Origin of the sequence: Streptomyces sp. P3, assembly GCF_003032475.1 — a bacterium.
In the GTDB taxonomy this organism is placed as follows: domain Bacteria; phylum Actinomycetota; class Actinomycetes; order Streptomycetales; family Streptomycetaceae; genus Streptomyces.
This window is the reverse complement of the sequence record NZ_CP028369.1, coordinates 8,178,281-8,195,970: the sequence shown is the minus strand read 5'-3', so window position 1 is coordinate 8,195,970 and position 17,690 is coordinate 8,178,281. Positions and strand designations below refer to the sequence as shown.

The window sequence follows — 17,690 nt, the reverse complement described above, 5'->3', positions numbered from 1 at the left end:
CCAGTGGCCCACGACGAGCCGCCCGAGGACATCGACGCGATCGACTTCTTTCGGGACGACAGCACCGTGGCGGACCCGTACCCCTACTTCGACGCCCTGCGCGCACGCTGCCCGGTCGCCCGGGAACCCCACCACGGCGTGATGATGGTGACCGGGTACGACGAGGCGGTCCAGATCGCCCAGGACCCGCGGACCTTCTCGTCCTGCCTGTCGGTGACGGGCCCCTTCCCGGGTTTTCCGGTTCCGCTGGAGGGTGACGACGTCAGCGAGCTCATCGAGCGGCACCGCGACGAGCTGCCGATGAGCGATCAGCTGCCGACCCTCGATCCGCCCGTGCACACCGCGCACCGCGGGCTGCTGATGCGGCTGATCACCCCGAAGCGGCTCAAGGAGAACGAAGCGGCCGTCCGGGAGATCGCCGACCGCATGCTCGACACCTTCCTGACCCGGCCGGAGGGCGAGTTCATCAGCGAGTTCGCCGGTCCGTTCACGCTGCTCGTCATCGCGGACCTGCTCGGCGTGCCCGAGGAGGACCGGGAGGAGTTCCTCGACAAGCTCCAACGCCAGCCGCGGGCCGGGGGCGGCATCGGCAGCACCGGCGAGGACTCCCTCGCCCACTCGCCGCTGGAGTTCCTGTACGGGCGGTTCTCGGACTACATCGAGGACCGGCGCCGGGAGCCGCGCGAGGACGTTCTGACCGGCCTGGCCACCGCCACGTTCCCCGACGGCTCCCTGCCGGAGGTCGCCGACGCCGTCCGGGTGGCCGCCAACCTGTTCTCGGCCGGGCAGGAGACCACAGTCCGCCTGCTCAGCTCCGCGTTCAAGGTCATCGCCGAACGCCCCGACATTCAGACGCTGTTGCGCACGGAGCCGGACCGCATTCCGAATTTTGTCGAGGAGACGCTCCGGATGGAGAGCCCGGTCAAGGGCGACTTCCGGCTCTCCCGCGTCCCGGCCGCGGTAGGCGGGGTGGAGATCCCGGCGGGCACCACGCTGATGGTGGTCAACGGCGCGGCCAACCGCGACCCGCGCCGCTTCGAGGACCCGGCGACCTTCGACCCCGCCCGCCCGAACGCCCGCCACCACATCGCCTTCGGCCGCGGCATCCACACCTGCCCCGGCGCACCGCTCGCCCGGGCCGAGGCACGGATCGGCATCGAGCGTCTCCTGGCCCGCACCGGCGACATCCGGATCTCCGAGCGCGTGCACGGACCGGCCCACGCGCGCCGCTACCAATACCTCCCGACCTACATCCTGCGGGGCCTGACCCACCTCAACCTGGAGTTCACACCCGCCGAGGGGAGCACGCCATGAAGATCACCATCGATGAGGACCGCTGCCGCGGTCACGGCGTCTGCTGCACCGTCAGTCCCAAGGTGTTCGACCTGAGCGACGACGGCTACGCCGTGACCGAACAGCCCGACGTACCGCAGGAGTTCGAGCAGGCGGCGCGCGCGGCGGCGATGAGCTGCCCCGAGCGCGCCATCACCTGCCACTGACGCGATTCAGGTCGGCCGTGGTGGCATCTCGAACCCGGCGACCAGTACGGCATTGGTCTCCGCCGCCGCGTGCCGCAGCGGCTTGGCCTTCGCGTACTCGGCCGACTCGTACCACTCCCGCGCCGCCTCGACCGACTCGAACTCGAGGACGACCGTCCGGTCGCCGTGCCACTGACCCTCCAGCACCTCGGGCTCTCCTTCGACGGCAAGCACGCGGGCGCCCGCCTCGGCCATCGACCGGGCGGCCGCCCGGCTGTAGGCGTTCATCCCGGCCTGGTCGCGGATGGCCTCGGTCAGGATCACGTACCCCTTGGGCATGGACATCTCCAATACATATGAAAATGAATGGGTGGTATACGTTTTATGAGCGTCATTCGCCTTATGCGGTATATGCGTTATAACACAACTCCATTCAACTCGGATGCCGCGCACACGAGTTGGGTCCCTGCGGCCCTCGCTTCGGGCTCTGCGGGCGCCCGGTGAGTGTCCCCGAGTTGTCGTGCGGCCTCCCTCCCGGCCCCGACTTCGCCGATCTGGCCGTTCTCGCCGAGGAACTCGGCTACGCCCGGGTGTGGATCTACGATTCCGCGCCCTTGTGGGAGGACCCCTTCGTCCACCTGGCCCTGGCGGCCCGCCGGACGACCCGCATCGGCCTGGCCACCTCGGTGCTCGTGCCGGACGAGCGCTCAGTGATGTCCATGGCGTCCGGGATCGCCACCCTCGCCCGGCTGGCGCCCGGCCGCTTCCGGGCCTGTTTCGGCACCGGCTTCACGGCCCGACTGGCCCTGGGGCAGCCGCCGATGCGGCTCGACGCCTTCGCCGAGTACGTCCGCGCCGTGCGCGGGCTCCTGGCGGGTGACACCGTTTTGCTGGACGGCGAGCCGGCGCGCATGCTGCACGCCCCCGGGTTGACGGCGGCCCGCCCGCTGGACGTGCCGGTGTGGCTCAGCGTCTTCGGCCCCCGGGGCAGCGCCCTGGCCACAGGGCTGGCCGACGGGATCATCGGTAGGCCACATCCCGGCCTCCCCACGGCGACCATCGTGTCCGGCACGGTCCTCGACGACGGCGAGGACGCCGACAGCGCACGCGTGCGGGAGGCCATCGGGCCCTGGCGGGTCGTCGACTGGCACGACGCCTACGCGCGCGGCGGTGCCGAGGCGGTCGACGCCAAGCCCGGAGGGCGCGCCTGGCGGGAGGCGCTGGAGGAGGTCGCCGAGGCCGGGGAACACCGCCTACTCACCTTCGAGGGGCACGTCACCGACCTGACGGACCGTGACCGGCTGCTGCTGGAACACATCGACACCGCGACCATGGTCGGCGATGCCGCCCGCATCGGCCGCAAGCTGACGCGGCTTGGTGAGCTCGGCTTCCAGGAGGTCGTCTACACACCGACGGGACCCGACGTCCGGCGGGAACTGCGGGCCTTCGCCGGGACCCTGTGACGCCGCGCCGCAGCCGACCGGGTAGCCGCTCCCCCGGCATGCTCGGTAGCTCATGCGCACGATTGGTCCAGCCGCGTGCCCCGTGCCGGGACCGTCGGCCGAGCCCCGAGGAACCGGAGGCCGACGCTCGGGTTCGACCAGGCGGGGCGTTCCAGGCCGTCGGACCGCCCATTCTGTACGCCTCGGCCGTGGCGCAGATCCTTGGCCGGCATCCGGTCCGGGCTCTTCCCACCGGGCAGCGCGCTGCCGGCGGAACGGACGCCGGCGAGCCGGTTTGCGGGTCAGCCGCGGCTCCCTCCGGGAAGCGCTGGGCGCGTGCCGGAGGACGCCGGTACCTGGACATCCGGACCGGCAGTGGCACTTGATCCGCGAGAGCTGCGGATGCGGTGCCGCCCCGTGACCGTAGGCAACGGGGCGGCACGCTCCGGTGGTGGCACAGGGCGCCACCACCGGGCTCAGGCCCGTTCCAGCACGATCAGGTAGATGGCGTTTGGCGCGAGATCGACGGTCGCGGTGTGGGTCCTGCCCGGCCTGACGATCTTCTTGTCGACCAGCTGGAGGCCGGCCTTGGCCGGGTCGAAGAAGTAGTTGCTGGTGTTCTGGTCGATCCGGTACATGAGCTGGCGGACGGGACGGTTCCTGAGCTCGGACGGCATCCGGGACATGTCGATGGTGGCCCGGTAGCTGCGGTCGCCCACGTGCTGCCAGTTCCAGACCATCAAAGACGCGCCGGTACGGTCCTTCGACGCCATCGCGTAGACGCCGTTGTCCCCTTCGAGCGCGCCCGACACGCCGGCGGACACCCTGGTGTCCTTCATCCGGGACTGCATCAGCATGGTGTTGCCGTAGGGAGTGAAGGTGTCGTTGATCGGACCGTTCGGGGTGCGGGTCACGAGCTGGTCCTTGCGCTCCTCGACCCGGTGCCGGACGCACCAGTTGAACATGTAGGTGTCCGGCTGGTTCGCGAAGTAGTAGGCGTAGGTGGCCATGCCGGCGGCCTGCCGGACGTAGTCCTTCTTGGGGTCGGTATCGTCGTAGGCCGGACCGGGGTAGATGCCCGTCTCGGTGACGTAGCTCGGGATTCGCTGGTGGATGCGACGCTCCTTCAGCCAGCCCAGCAGGGTCTCCCGCTGTGACGCCACCACCCTCAGGTCGCCCTTGTACATCGTCGGTGACTTGTACGTGTCGTCACCCCAGGTGAGGTACGCGTGGTAGGCGAGGAAGTCCAGACGCTTGTGCGGGTTCTCGTCGGCGGCGTAGTCGTCGAGGAAGGGCTTCATCCACTTCGGGTCCAGCCACGACAGCGCCGGTCCGCCGAGCTCGATACGGTCCGCGCGCCTGAGGCCCTTGTTGACCTTGTTGATCGCGTCGTAGTACGGCTCGTAGAAGCGGTACAGGTCACCCGGCTGCAGTGTCGTCCTGTCCGGCGGGATTCCCTGCCTGCGCTGGTTGCCGTAGAACTGCCAGTCCGGCTCGTTGAAGGCTTCCACGTACTTGACGCGCGGGTACTTCGCCTTGACGCTCCGCACGATCAGTTCGAGCATCGGCTCGAGGTCTTTCAGAGGCCGCTTGCCCTCGACGAAGTCCGTCGGATTGAGGTTGATCAGCACCGAGTCGGACACTGTGCTCGCCTCGGTGAGGTAGGCGTCCAGTGTGGACAGGTCGCACCGCCGGGTCTTCAGGTCGCACAGGTTGAACACGTCCAGGCCGTCCGCCGCGTTCGGGCTGCTGAGCCAGATGCGGTAGACGTCGCCGTGCAGGCCCTGCCTGTTCAGGAACTTCGCGTCGCCGGCGCGCTGGTCGGGCCACGCCGTCACGTTGCCGAAGTTGTTCAGCCGTTCCGGGCGCGGCAGTTGGCCCTCGCGCGAGCCGAAGTCGACCGAAACCGCAGCCGGCGAGAGCGAGGCGGGGGGTTCGGCCGCCTGAGCCGCGACGGACTGGACAGACGTCACGGCCAGCAGCGAAGCGGCCGCTCCGGCCAGCAATCCTCGCCGGGTGGGAAGTCTCGTACTCGGGTGCATAAGGGAGAACCTCGCTTCCATGAAGCAATGGCGGCCGCTTGCCGCGGGTGTGTGGGGTCGCCGACGGGGGGTTCAGCATAGGGGCGCTCTCTCCAAATGAGAACCTACGTCGCAATGATGGAGAACAAGATTCTGACAACCGGAGAAGTGGCAGGCGCTCGGGTGCGTGCTGGTTCCATCTCGGGTCTCTCGGTGGCGAAGATGTCACGCGCTTGGGGCAGCGGGTGCGGTAGGAGCAGCCAACCGTCCGGAGGGGCGGGGGGTCTCGCCCGCGACGGCTTCGGGGAGAGCGTCGTCGTCGAGGTCCGCCGTGGCACGACCGGGCGAGGCACTCAGCAGCGCCCTGGATGGACACGCCGTGGGCCGACACCGGCTCGTCCATCAGCAGCTCTGGCCGCAGCGGGAGCGCCCGCGCGATGGCGACCCGCTGCCGATCGGCCGTCGCGGCCGTGGCGAGGTCCCGTCGCCCGACGGTGATGCCGGGATGACGTGAATCAAGACGCCGTAGGGTCGTCGATGTCAAGCGAGGTGAGGGCCCGCTCCCACGGCGTCTACTCGTCGCGTGCTCCTGCCTGCCGGGTGACCGAGCGCAGCAGGGGGCGGCTCAGGCCGCCGGCCGCGAGAATCCCGCCGATCCCTGCGGCGCAGCACACCGCGAGAACGGTCAGGCCGCGGGCGTCGAACGACGAGTCGCCGCCGGCCAGCATCATCGAGCCCCCGCACAGCAGCCCGGCCGCGACGGCCCCGCCGGCCAGCACCGTGACCGGGATGAGGGTCTCCCGGTTCCGGGCGCTGTCCAGGACCTGTAGCGGGGTTCCTGCAAGGTGCAGCAGGGCGTAGGTGCGGCGGCGGTCCAGGACGGAGGCGGCCGCGGTGATCCCGGCCGAGGTGATGGCGACCGTGAAGGTCACCACGAGGACCACTCGGGTGAGGGTGGTGAAGTCCTGGGTGAACAGCGACTCGGACCAGTTCACCTCGGTGGTGGTGAGCGGGTACTGATCCGGTGTCAGGCCGGTCAGCGCGGTGCGGGCGCGGTCCAGTTCGGCCGGGCCACCGGAGACGGTGACGGTGACCTGGCGGCTGTCGTAGGGAGCCGTGGCCACGAAGCCGTCGTCCACGCCGACCACGGCGCTCACGTCGGCGGCCCGCAGACGCCGTTCGGCCTGTTCCCGCACCTGTGCCACCTTGTGGACCGGGGCCGCGACGGCGAGCTGGTCGGGGCGTCCTCCCCACGGGGGAGCCGCGTTCAGGGTGAGCAGGGCGAAGAACCCGGCGACGAAACCGGCCAGGGTGAGCCCGGAGACGATCCGCCAGGCGGCCTTGGGATCATCCAGGAGCCGGCGCCCGGCCAGGAGCGTCGCGGGCCGCTTGGCCAGGGCGGTGACGATCCTGCCCAGTATCCGGGCCACCCAGGGCCCGATCACGGCCAGCGCCAGGAAGACCGCGGCGAACGCGTACAGCGCCATCGAGTCGTCGCTGCCGTACTTCTTACTGATCCAGCCGTATCCGGCGACGACGGCCACGAAGACCACCGCCCGCACGGCGCTCGCGCCGCGGCCGAGGGAGCGGCGGGTCACGCCCAGCGGGCCGACGACCACCTGGCGGAGCCCGGCGAGCGCGCTGACGACGACCAGCGCGATCACCCCGGCCGTCACGGCGAGCAGCGGTGGTGCGCCGATCCACAGGTCGGCCGGGTACCAGGAGCCGCCCGCCAGCGGCAGGCTCGCCTCGGCCGGCAGCAGCACGGCGTACCCCAGGGCGCCGAGCAGCGCCCCGGCCGTTCCGGTCAGCAACGCTTCGGCGGCGGTCAGCCCGGCGACACGGCCCGGGGTGGCGCCGATCAGGCGTAGCGCGGCGAGCCGCTGATCGCGGCGGGAGACCGACAGCCGCGCGGCGGAGGCCGCCAGCATCAGCAGCGGAACGATGACAAGGACGGTGGCGACCCGGGCCACGGACTCGTACGCCTTGCCCATGCCGTCCGTCAGCGGCGCACCGGTGAAGGACGCGATGCGGGTGGGCGAGACGATGTCGCCCACCCGGCGCGGGTCCGGCGCCCGCTCGGCGGTGACCGCCGGGTCGCCGGGGCGATGTCCGATCACCGCGACGAGTTCACCGGGGTGGGCCAGTGCCGCGCGGCCCAGGGTTCCGGTGGGTGTGCCGGGCAGCGGGTGACGGTCGGCGGGCAGCCGGTCGAGCAGGGCGCCGAGCGCCGGGGAGACCCACAGTTCGCCGGGGGCGGGGAAGCGGTCCAGACCGGGTGGAGCGGGAACGGCACGTCCGGGCAGTCGGGCGACGTCCACGACGGTGACGGGTACTCCCCGGGTGAACGTGGTCCCGACCGCCTCGACGGCCACGGGGCGGGAGGAGGCCACGGGGTTGCGCCAGTCGGTGCGGTCCGCGCGGTGCTGGAAGCCGAGGTTCAGCGCGACGCACAGCAGCAGCAGTGTGGTGGACACTGCCGCCGCCGCGACCGCGAGCCCGGTGGCGAGCAGGCCGGTGCGGCCGCCGGCCCGGGTGAGCCGCCAGGTCAGTGCCCAGGTGGTGCGGTCCATTGCCCTCATCGCCGGATCCCCGCCTCCGCGTCGGTTCCGGTCTGCGCCGCAGCTTGCTGTCCGGCCAGGCGGCCGTCCCGGACCTCCACCGTGCGGTCGCACCAGCGGGCCACGTTCGCGTCGTGGGTGACCAGGACCAGGGCGGCGCCCTGGCGGCGGGTGACGTCCGTCAGCAGGTGGATCACCTCCATGCCGGTGGCCTGGTCCAGCGCGCCGGTCGGTTCGTCCGCGAAGATCACTTTCGGGCGGCCGACCAGGGCCCGGGCGATGGCCACCCGCTGCGCCTGACCGCCGGAGAGCTGACCCGGACGCCGACTCTCCAGACCTTGCAGGCCCAGCGGCCCGAACCACTGCCGGGCCTCCTCGACGGCCGTCCGGCGTGCCGTGCCGCCGAGCATCAGCGGCAGGGCGACGTTCTCGTCGGCGGGCAGTTCCGGCAGGAGTTGGCCGGACTGGAAGACGAAGCCGAACTCGGTGCGACGCAGCTCGCTGCGGGCCGGCTCGCCGAGCCGGTCGATGCGCCTGCCGTCCAGCAGCACCTCGCCGGAGTCGGGTCGTTCGATGCCCGCCAGGCAGTGCAGCAGGGTGGATTTGCCGGAGCCGGACGGGCCCATGACGGCCAGTGACTGGCCGACCGTCACGTCGAGGTCGACCCCGGCCAGGGCGCGAGCCGTGCCGTAGGACTTGAACAGGCCGGTGCCGGCCAGGACTGCGGAGGAGGTGTTCATCGGTTGCTCTCCCCGGGGGAGGCGGTGTTCAGCGGTTGCATGCCGTTCACTTTCGGCGTGCGCGGCGACCGGTCGGCTCGGCCGGACGGCCGGTTGTGGGGGCCGGACATCGGCCATTCGGCCGAGGCACCTGGGAAGCGCCCATTCCGTATCCTGCGAGGCGTGAACTCCGAAAGTCCGCTGCCCGGCAGGGCGCTGATCGCCGTCGGCTGGATCGTCCTTGGCCTGCTGGGGCTGCTCGACGTGTTCGCCAACGGGGTGCCCGACTACCACGGGACGAGCTTGCTGCCGATGATGTCAGGGCCGCTCATCTGCGTGGCGCTGCTGTGGCCCGCTCGCCGAGCGACCGTGCGGGTACGCGCCGCGATCGTCGCCGGCGGCTCGCTCGTCCTCACGACCGTGATCGCCATCTGGGCGAGCCCGGACAGCAACGGTACGTTCGGGCTGCTGGAGAGTGCCGCTCTGCTGGTGCTGCTCTCCCGCACGGTGGCGGCTGTGCCGCGCACGAAGACCGCGGCGGTCGCGGCGGCAGCCCTGGCTGTGGCGGTCATGGCGATGCCGCTGCGCTTTCTGCCGACGGACATCCACTACGGCAGCGACAACTCCGTCACCGGGTCCCTGCTGATGACGCTCGCCGTCGGCCTGGCTCTCGCCTGGGGCCTGCGGGCAGGGCTGCTGGAGGAGCAGCGGGCTCGCGACATCGCCGCCGTACGCCAGCGTCAGCGCCTGGAACTCGCCCACGACCTGCACGACTTCGTCGCCCACCACGTCACCGGCATCGTCGTCCAGGCCAATGCCGCGCTGCTCCTTCAGCACACCGCGCCGGAGCAGGTCGGGCCGCTGCTGGAGAACATCAGCCGGTCCGGATCGGAGACGCTGGACTCGATGCGCCGCCTGGTGCGGGTCCTGCGCGAGGACGACCACCAGGGCATCCGGCCCGGTGAGGTGTGGGCGGAGATCGCCCGCATGGTCTCCGTGTTCGCCGAGGACGAGGCGGGCGTCCAATTCCACGTCGGCGCGGCGGCCCGCGAGGTACGGCTCGCCCCCGAGGTCGAGACCTCCGTGCACCGCGTCGTGCAGGAGGCCCTCACCAACGTGCGCCGCCACGCGTACGGCGCCGTGGTGGCCGTACGGGTCGACGTGGCCGGGTCCCGGCTGCGGGTCGAGGTGCACAACACCGCGCCAGGTGTTCGCCATTCGGGCCCGGTGGGCGGGCGCGGCGGCTTCGGGCTGGTCGGTCTGCGCGAACGCGTCGAAGCGGTGGAGGGCACACTGACCGCCGTCCCCACCGACGACGGCGGCTGGCGCGTGACCGCCGACTTCCCGGTGCTGGCCGCTGTGGCAGGATCACCGGCGTGAACGACACGGCGATCCGGGTACTGATCGCGGACGACCAGGAACTGCTCCGCATGGGCTTCCGGCTGATCCTCGACGCGCAGTCCGGCATCGAGGTGGTCGCCGAGGTCGCCGACGGCGCCGCCTGCGTGGAACTCGCCCGCCGGCTGCGTCCTGACGTGTGCCTGGTCGACATCCGGATGCCGAAGCTGGACGGTCTGGACGTCACCCGTGCGCTGGCGGGACCCGGGGTCCACCATCCGATGCGGGTCGTGGTGATCACCACCTTCGACCAGGACGACTACGTGTACACCGCCCTGCGCAACGGGGCCTGCGGTTTCCTGCTCAAGGACGCTCCGCCCAGCCTGCTGATCGAGGCGGTGCGTGCCGCCGCCCGCGGCGACGCGCTGGTCTCCCCCGCCGTCACCGTCCGGCTGCTGAAGCAACTGGCCGCCACACGGCCCGCCCCCGACGCCGACAGTCCCCTCACCGACCGCGAGCTGGACGTGGCCCGGCTCGTCGCGGTGGGCCGCACCAACCAGGAGATCTGCGAGCAACTGGTGGTGTCCCTGTCCACCGTCAAGACCCACCTGGCCAACATCCAGCAGAAGATCGACGCCCGCAACCGGGTCGAGATCGCCGCCTGGGCATGGGAGTCCGGGACGGTGCGGGGACGGTAGGACCGGCTGCACAGCCGCTGCGAACCGGTAGTTCGGACGGCGTGTGTCGATGTGTCCCTACGATCGGAACCAGACGGCGCAGGCCCGGCCGGCCGGCATCGCCAACTCCTTGCTGCCGGATTCTCAGTAGCGCTGGGCCCGTGGTCCGGGTCTATGTCCGAGAGTGTCGTGTACGCCGGAGGGGCGTGGCAGGCCCTGCCGACGCGCCCTGACAAGTGGCGACGGTCAAGAGGGAACCGGACGGTGAGTCCCTCGCGCAGGTGCTGCCGTGCCAACCGGCCAGTGCCCGCACGATGGAGTCCGTTGTCGTGGTGAACCGGGTGTGCCGGCACGTGACCGCCCGCACCAGAGCCCCTGTGGGGATTCAGACCGAGCTGGACGACGTCGCCGACGGCGCCGACCGGCGACCCCACCAGCGCCCCCGCCGTCTCGTCCACCTCGACTCCGACGAGACAGCGTGGTCCCCCGCGCTTCTTCGACCGCTGCTTCTTCGACCGCTTCTCGCCGCCGGGCTCAGGGTCTTCGCGGTAGCGGCCCTGACCGGCTCCGTACTGTTTGGCTCCGTGCCGTTCTGCCCCGCAATGGCGCCCTGTGCGCCGCAGGGGAGAACGTCCCATCCCATGGCACACGCCCGCGCTGAGTCCCCGAGTGGCCGCGGACACGCAGAAACTGGGACGGCGGAGCCGACCCGGCGATGGGATGCTCCCCCGCCGCCCCTGACCTCTACGTTCGCGACCGGAGCGGAAGCGGCGTAGTGCCCGAGCCCAATCAGAACGCTTGGGCTTCGTGCTGCCGCCCATATGCCCCACCAGGTACGCGGGGCGAACCTCGTGTGGCACACGAGGAGGCAATGCAGTGATTCCTGAGACGACGCGCATCCGGGCTACCAGGCCCCGGGTGGCCACGCTGAGCGAGTACGCCATCGACGCCGAGCGCGGGTTCGTGCCCGGCGAGGACCCGGTGGACGCGTTGCCCCTGTACTACGAGCCCTGGGAACGGCTCGGCCGGAACATCGCGGCCCTGATCATGACCGGACGTCTGCGCCCGGCGGTGGAGTCGCTGCCCGTCCTGACTCCGGACCGGCTCCGGTCGGCGGGGGAGCAGGAGCGGGCCATGCTGTTGCTGTGCTGTCTGGCGAACGCGTACGTCTGGGGCGCCGAGAGCCCCGTGGACACGCTTCCGGCGCCGGTGGCGCGGCCCCTGCACACACTCGCCCGGGAGCTGGACCGGGCTCCGATCGTCGCCCACGGCTCCATCGTCCTGAACAACTGGCGGCGCATCGACGCCGGTGAACCGCTGAGCATGTCCAACATCGACACCCAGGTGACGTTCCTCGGCGGTGTCGACGAGAAGTGGTTCTACCTGGCGACGGTGGGTGTCGAGCTCGCCGGCGCCCCAGGGCTGCCCCTGCTGGTGCAGGCGCAGCATGCCGTGGCGGCCGATGACCATGCCCTTCTCACCAAGGCGCTGCTCGGCATCCGCGTTGTCGTCGACCAGGTGACGGACGCGTTCCTCGACGTGGAGCGCTGGTGCGACCACTACGTCTTCTACCACCGGATCAGGCCGTTCCTCACAGGTTGGTCCGCGCCGGGACTACGGTTCGAGGGCGTGGACCGGGAGCCGCTGGTCCTGGCCGGCGGGAGCGCCGCGCAGAGCTCCCTCATCCAGGCCTTCGACGCCGGACTCGACATCCCGCACGAGCACGAGACGACGGCGGGATTCCTGAGCGGCATGCGCGCGTACATGCCCGCGCCGCACCGACGTTTCCTCGAGGACCTGGAGGCCGGCCCGTCGGTACGCGGCTATGTCGAGCGGCATCGCAGCATCTCTCCGCGACTGTGCGTCGCCTACAACGGGGCGGTGGAGTCCCTCGTCCGGCTCAGGGCCCAGCACATCGGCATCACCGGGCGCTACATCAAGCGGTTCCAGCGCGACGAGGAGACCGCCAAGGGCACCGGCGGCAGTGATTTCGTCAGCTTCCTGAGGAAGTCGCGTGAGGAGACCACCGAACGGTTGCTGCCGTGACGGCGCGGGTGTACGGGAACTTCGACCAGGCGCAGTTGGACGCCCAGTACTCCCCCAGCAGCCTGGTGGGCGACATCCAGCCGTTCCTGGACGACTACGCCGAGAGCAGTCGTCTGGCTCGGCACGAGCTGGCCCCCGTGGCCCGTCGAGACTCTCGTTTCGGGCCGGCCCCCGACGACCTGCTGGATGTCTACGGTCCCTCGGGATCGGGCAAGGACACCCGGCCCGCCCTGTTCTTCGTGCACGGCGGGTACTGGCAGCAGTTGTCGAAGGAGGACTCCGCGTTCCCGGCTCCCGCCCTGGTGGAGGCGGGCGCTGTCTACGCGACGCCGGACTACACGCTGGCCCCGCGGGCCAGGCTCTCGGACATCGTCGACCAGGTGCGCAGGGCCTTCGCCTGGTTGTGGCACCGCGCGGCCGACCACCGTATCGACCCCGGGCGGATCGTGGTCGCCGGGTCGTCGGCCGGGGCCCATCTGGCCGCCATGCTGCTCGCCACGCGCTGGCGCCGATGGGGCCTGCCCGACGCCCCTGTCGCGGGCGCCGTGCTGTTCGGCGGCATCTACGACCTGGCCCCGGTGCGACAGACCTACGTCAACGACGTCGTCCGCATCGACGCCGGCGAAGTCCGGGACTGCAGCCCCCTGTTCCTGACCGGCGTGCGTTGCCCCGTGGTGATCGCCTGGGGAGAGCATGAGACGGACGAGTTCAAGCGGCAGTCCTCTCTGTACGCGGCGCATCTGCGCCGGCTGGGGTGCCACGTCACCGCCTTCGAGCAGCCCGGACGCAACCACTTCGACTCACCCATGGAACTCGGCACACCCTCCACCCGGGTGCACGCCGAGATGCGCCGGTTGCTGGGCCTGCCGTCCACGTAAGGCCTGCCGCCCACCTGGTCCATCCAGATCCGCCGTTCGCGTCGGCCCGCAGTCCACGCGAACGGCCACACCGCCCGGTCCGGCCGCGCCGGTCCACCGCTAGACATCTGAGGAAGTGCACACCTTGCTCACTCACCTGACCGCCTCGGAAGGCGAGGCCCACCAACTCGACGAAGCCCTGCCGGGCCACCGGGAGTTGTTCCACATACCGCCCGCCGACGGCGGCAGATACCCCGAGACGGCGTACTTCGCGGGCAACTCCCTCGGCCTGCAGCCGAAGGCCACCCGGACCGAACTGGTCGAAGACCTGGCGGACTGGAGCCGCTTCGGCGTCGAGGGCCACCACGACGCCGGCCGCCCGTGGTTCGGCTACCACCGGCTGCTGACCGAGCCGGCCGCACGTCTGGTCGGGGCGCTGCCCGAAGAGACCGTCGTCATGAACTCCCTGACGGTGAACCTGCATCTGCTGATGGTCTCCTTCTACCGCCCCCGGGGCGAGCGCACCCACATCGTGATCGAGGACAGCGCCTTCCCCTCCGACAGCTACGCCGTGCGCAGCCACGTACGGTTCCGCGGACTCGACCCGGACGAGGCGGTCATCAGGCTGCGTCCGCGCCCGGGAGAGGACTGCCTGCGCACGGAGGACGTCGTCGACTTCCTCGACCGCCAGGGACACACCGTGGCGCTGGTGCTGCTGGGCGGCGTCAACTACCTCACGGGCGAGCTGATGGACATCCCCGCCATCACCGCCGCCGGGCACGCCGCAGGCGCGACGGTCGGCTGGGACCTGGCCCATGCGGCCGGCAACGTCCCGCTCCATCTGCACGACTGGAACGTCGACTTCGCCGCCTGGTGCTCCTACAAGTACCTCAACTCCGGCCCGGGGGCCCTTTCCGGGGTCTTCATCCACCAACGGCATGTCACCGACCGCACCCTGCACCGCTTCGAGGGGTGGTGGAGCACCGACGCCGCCACCCGGTTCCTGATGGAGCCGGTCTCCAGCCCGCCCGCCACGGCCGACGCGTGGGCCATCTCCAACCCGCCGGTCCTCGCCATGGGACCCGTGCGCACCTCCCTGCAGATCTTCGACACCGTCGGCATGGTGGCGCTGCGCAAGCGCAGCGAGAAGCTGACCGGATACCTGGAGGGGCTGCTCGACGAGGTCACCGCGACCCGTCCGCTGACGGTGATCACCCCCAGGGACCCGCGGCGCCGAGGCTCCCAGCTGTCGCTGCGCGTCGGCGGTACGACGGCAGCCGATCTCGCCCGGACGCTGCGCCACGAGCACGGAGTTATCGCCGACGCCCGCGAGCCGGACATCATCCGGCTGGCTCCGGTGCCGCTGTACTCAACCTTCCACGACTGCTGGCGGGTGGCCAACGCGCTGGCCCACGCCGTACCGGAGACGACATGACCCGCACAGGCAACGTGACGCCCATCCCGCAGGGACCGCCCCCGACCGCACACGGTGACCGGCAGCCCACGGACGAGCTCACCCGTTCACTCACCCACCGCCAGACCACCATGATCGGCCTGGGCTGTGCCCTGGGCACCGGCCTCTTCCTGGGATCCGGCTCGGCCATCGGCACAGCCGGTCCCGCCGTGATCCTGTCCTACATCGCCGGTGCGGTACTCGTCGCCATCATCGCCCGGGTGCTGGGCGCGATGACCATCGTCCATCCCGTGCGCGGCACCTTCGGAACCATCGCCCACCTCTACCTCGGCCCGTGGGCGGGCTTCCTCGTCCGATGGCTGTTCTGGGCCGGGACCACGGTGGCCATCGGCGGCGAGGTGGTGGCAGCGGCGATCTACATCCGCTACTGGTGGCCGCAGGCCCCGATGCTCCTGCTCATCGCGGCCGTGGCCGCCTTGGTACTGGGGATCAACATCGTCAGCGTCAAGTCCTTCGGCTTCGCGGAGTTCTGGCTCTCGAGCGTGAAGGTGACCGCGGTCGTGGTGTTCATCGCCGCGGGTCTGCTGCTGGTGTTCGTCGGGCTGCCGCACACACCGGCCGCGGGACTGGGAAACCTCACTTCCGACGGCGGCTTCTTCCCACACGGACCTCAGGCCGTCTGGGCGGCCCTGTCCGTCGTGATGTTCGCCTTCGTGGGCTTCGAGACCACCTCCATCTCGGCGGCGGAGACGACCGACCCCACGCGGTCCATCCGCACCGCGATGCGCGCGCTCGTCTGGCGCCTCGGACTGTTCTACGTCCTGTCCATCGGCATCATCGTCACCCTGGTGCCGTGGCGGGACACCGCAGGCGGCGACGGGAGCATCACCGGCAGCCCGTTCGTCCGCGTCTTCAGCCAGATCGGCATTCCTGCCGCCGCCTCACTGACCAACGCCATCGTGCTGATCGCGGCGATCTCCTCGGCCAACGCCCAGCTCTACGCGGCCAGCCGCTTCCTGCACTCGCTCGGCCACGACAGATGCGCCCCCGCTGTGCTGGCCCGTGTGGACACCCGCGGAGTGCCGGTGCGGGCCCTGGTGGTCTCCGCCGCCGGCATCGTCGCGGCAGCCCTGCTCGCCGCCTTCGGGGTCGACAGCGTCTTCAACGTGCTGGTCTCCGTCGCCATCTTCTCCGTCCTCCTGGTGTGGCTGCTGATCCTCGCCTCCTATCTCGCCTTCCGTCGCTCCGACGCCCCGGCGACGGGGCAGGGCCTGCGGGTGTGGGGCGGGGCGTGGACGGCCTGGGCCGGTATCGCGGGTGTGCTGGCGGTGGCCGCGACCGCCGCCGTGGTGCCCGTGATGGCGCAGGCCGCCTGGGTCGGCACCGGCTTCACCCTCGCCCTGCTGCTGGTGTACGCCCTCAAGGTGCGCCACGTGGTGGACCGCCACACGACGGCCGCGCCGAGCGAGGAGGCCGTCGATGCGTGATCAGCCGTTCCTCCCACCGGAGCTCCGGACGGACAGGACAGCCGCCGGAGGCAGCACCCCGCACTCACCGCCGACGACCGGCCACCGCAGGCCGATGCGGCTCGATCACGCATCCGGCTCCCTCCGGACCACCGCGGCGCCCGCCCCGCTGGAGGCACCCCATGCCCACTGAAACCGTGCCCGTCATCCGCAACTTCGTCGGCGGCACCTTCGCCGAAGCCGACCCCGAACACTGCTTCACCAAGACCAACCCGGCCACCGGCACGCCGATGGCCACCGTGCACGAGGCGGACCGGGCCCTGGTGGACCGCGCGGTCCGTTCGGCCCGTGGCGCACTGGAGGACGGCTGGGCCGATACTCCCGTCCGGGAGCGCACGGCGCTGTTGTGCCGGGCCGCCGACCTGATCGAGGAGCGCTTCGAGGAGTTCGTGGCCGCGGAGGTCGGCGACACGGGCAAGCCCGTGACGGAGGCCAGGGAACTCGACGTCACCCGCGCTGTCGCCAACTTCCGCGCGTTCGCCGACATCGTGGCCGCCGCCGGCCAGGACTCGTACCTCACCGACCTGCCGGACGGGCGCCGCGCCCTGAACTACGCGGTGCGCAAGCCGCTGGGCGTGGTGGCCGTGATCGTGCCGTGGAATCTGCCCCTGCTGCTGCTCACCTGGAAGGTCGCCCCCGCGCTCGCCTGCGGCAACGCGGTGGTCGTCAAGCCCAGTGAGGAAACCCCGTCCACCGCCACCCTGCTGGCCGAGGTGCTGGCCGACGCCGGTCTGCCCGCCGGGGCCTACAACGTCGTGCACGGCTTCGGCGCCGGCTCCGCGGGCGAGTTCCTGGTGACCCATCCGGGCGTGGACGGCATCACGTTCACCGGATCGTCCGCCACCGGAACCGAGGTGATGCGGGCGGCGGCGCCCGGCGTTCGCCCGGTGTCCTTCGAACTCGGCGGCAAGAACGCCGCGATCGTCTTCGACGACGTCGACGTCGAGGAGGCACTCGACGGCCTCTCCCGGTCGGTCTTCACCAACACCGGTCAGGTGTGTCTGTGCACCGAGCGGCTCTACGTCCACCGGGCGGTGTTCACGGACATCGTGGACGGCCTGGCCGAGCGGGCCGCCCGGCTGCGGCTCGGCGACCCGCTCAGCACCCGCACCACCACCGGCCCGCTGATCTCCCACGAGCACCGGCGCAAGGTGCTGCGCTACTTCGACCTGGCCGAAGCCGCCGGCGCCAAGGTGGTCGCCGGGGGCGGGACACCGCACCTCGGGCCGGACCTCGACGGCGGCGCGTGGATCGAACCCACCCTGTGGACCGGGCTGACCAACGCCGACCGCCCCGTACGCGAGGAGATCTTCGGACCCGTCGCCGCCCTCATCCCCTTCGACACCGAGGAGGAGGCCGTCGCCCTGGCCAACGACACCCCTTACGGTCTCGCCGCCGCGGTGTGGACCAACGACCTGCGTCGCGGTCACCGGGTCGCCCAGCGCATGGAGGTGGGCATGGCCTGGGTCAACACCTGGTTCCTGCGCGATCTGCGCTCGCCGTTCGGCGGTGCCGGGCTGTCCGGTATCGGCCGGGAGGGCGGCGCCTCCTCGCTCCACTTCTACACCGAGCCGACGAACGTGTGCGTGCAGCTGTGACGACCGACATCGA

General features: G+C 71.0%; 14 protein-coding genes. 10 read left to right on the top strand and 4 right to left on the bottom strand.

Annotated features, from left to right (window positions below):
* The first annotated feature begins 3 nt into the window (after positions 1-3).
* Both C6376_RS36145 and C6376_RS36140 read left to right on the top strand, forming a co-directional pair.
* Positions 4-1,314: a cytochrome P450 gene (locus C6376_RS36145; protein ID WP_107447268.1), complete on the top strand. Its 1,311-nt coding sequence runs from the start codon at positions 4-6 to the stop codon at positions 1,312-1,314.
* A complete protein-coding gene (locus tag C6376_RS36140) occupies positions 1,311-1,499 on the top strand; it encodes a ferredoxin (RefSeq protein WP_107447267.1) in 189 nt (62 codons plus the stop codon). The genes C6376_RS36145 and C6376_RS36140 overlap by 4 nt, the downstream gene beginning before the upstream one ends.
* 6 nt (positions 1,500-1,505) lie before the next feature.
* On the opposite strand, the gene C6376_RS36135 is transcribed toward C6376_RS36140, so the two are convergent.
* Positions 1,506-1,823, bottom strand: coding sequence for a DUF1330 domain-containing protein (locus C6376_RS36135; protein ID WP_107447266.1), 318 nt, complete (start codon positions 1,821-1,823; stop codon positions 1,506-1,508).
* 155 nt (positions 1,824-1,978) lie between these two features.
* Between C6376_RS36135 and C6376_RS36130 the strand changes: the two genes are divergently transcribed.
* A complete protein-coding gene (locus C6376_RS36130) occupies positions 1,979-2,941 on the top strand; it encodes an LLM class flavin-dependent oxidoreductase (RefSeq protein WP_107447265.1) in 963 nt (320 codons plus the stop codon).
* Between the two features lie 455 nt (positions 2,942-3,396).
* Here C6376_RS36130 and C6376_RS36125 read toward each other — a convergent pair whose 3' ends face one another.
* From C6376_RS36125 to C6376_RS36115, 3 genes are all read right to left on the bottom strand, one after another.
* Positions 3,397-4,893, bottom strand: a complete 1,497-nt coding sequence (locus C6376_RS36125; protein ID WP_159083363.1) for a hypothetical protein — start codon at positions 4,891-4,893, stop codon at positions 3,397-3,399.
* Between the two features lie 620 nt (positions 4,894-5,513).
* On the bottom strand, positions 5,514-7,523 hold the full coding sequence (locus C6376_RS36120) for an ABC transporter permease (protein ID WP_107447263.1): 2,010 nt from the start codon (positions 7,521-7,523) through the stop codon (positions 5,514-5,516).
* The gene (locus C6376_RS36115; RefSeq protein WP_107447262.1) at positions 7,520-8,242 is read right to left on the bottom strand and encodes an ABC transporter ATP-binding protein; all 723 of its coding nucleotides are present in this window, start codon (positions 8,240-8,242) and stop codon (positions 7,520-7,522) included. Before C6376_RS36115 ends, C6376_RS36120 begins: the two co-directional genes overlap by 4 nt.
* A 162-nt stretch (positions 8,243-8,404) precedes the next feature.
* On the opposite strand from C6376_RS36115, the gene C6376_RS36110 reads away from it, so the two are divergent.
* The 7 genes from C6376_RS36110 (at position 8,405) to C6376_RS36080 (ending at position 17,677) form a co-directional block, all read left to right on the top strand.
* Positions 8,405-9,601 carry a sensor histidine kinase gene (locus C6376_RS36110; protein ID WP_107447261.1) on the top strand — a complete coding sequence of 399 codons (1,197 nt, stop codon included), beginning with the start codon at positions 8,405-8,407 and terminating at the stop codon, positions 9,599-9,601.
* Complete coding sequence (locus tag C6376_RS36105) at positions 9,598-10,257, top strand: response regulator transcription factor (protein WP_107447260.1); 660 nt, start codon at positions 9,598-9,600, stop codon at positions 10,255-10,257. The genes C6376_RS36110 and C6376_RS36105 overlap by 4 nt, the downstream gene beginning before the upstream one ends.
* An 855-nt stretch (positions 10,258-11,112) precedes the next feature.
* On the top strand, positions 11,113-12,282 hold the full coding sequence (locus tag C6376_RS36100; protein ID WP_159083362.1) for an indoleamine 2,3-dioxygenase: 1,170 nt from the start codon (positions 11,113-11,115) through the stop codon (positions 12,280-12,282).
* On the top strand, positions 12,279-13,160 hold the full coding sequence (locus tag C6376_RS36095; RefSeq protein WP_107447258.1) for an alpha/beta hydrolase: 882 nt from the start codon (positions 12,279-12,281) through the stop codon (positions 13,158-13,160). Before C6376_RS36100 ends, C6376_RS36095 begins: the two co-directional genes overlap by 4 nt.
* 124 nt (positions 13,161-13,284) lie before the next feature.
* Positions 13,285-14,574: a kynureninase gene (kynU, locus tag C6376_RS36090; RefSeq protein WP_216825648.1), complete on the top strand. Its 1,290-nt coding sequence runs from the start codon at positions 13,285-13,287 to the stop codon at positions 14,572-14,574.
* The gene (locus C6376_RS36085) at positions 14,571-16,040 is read left to right on the top strand and encodes an amino acid permease (RefSeq protein WP_107447257.1); all 1,470 of its coding nucleotides are present in this window, start codon (positions 14,571-14,573) and stop codon (positions 16,038-16,040) included. Before kynU ends, C6376_RS36085 begins: the two co-directional genes overlap by 4 nt.
* Positions 16,041-16,201: 161 nt before the next feature.
* A complete protein-coding gene (locus C6376_RS36080; protein ID WP_107447256.1) occupies positions 16,202-17,677 on the top strand; it encodes a 2-hydroxymuconic semialdehyde dehydrogenase in 1,476 nt (491 codons plus the stop codon).
* Positions 17,678-17,690 lie beyond the last annotated feature (13 nt).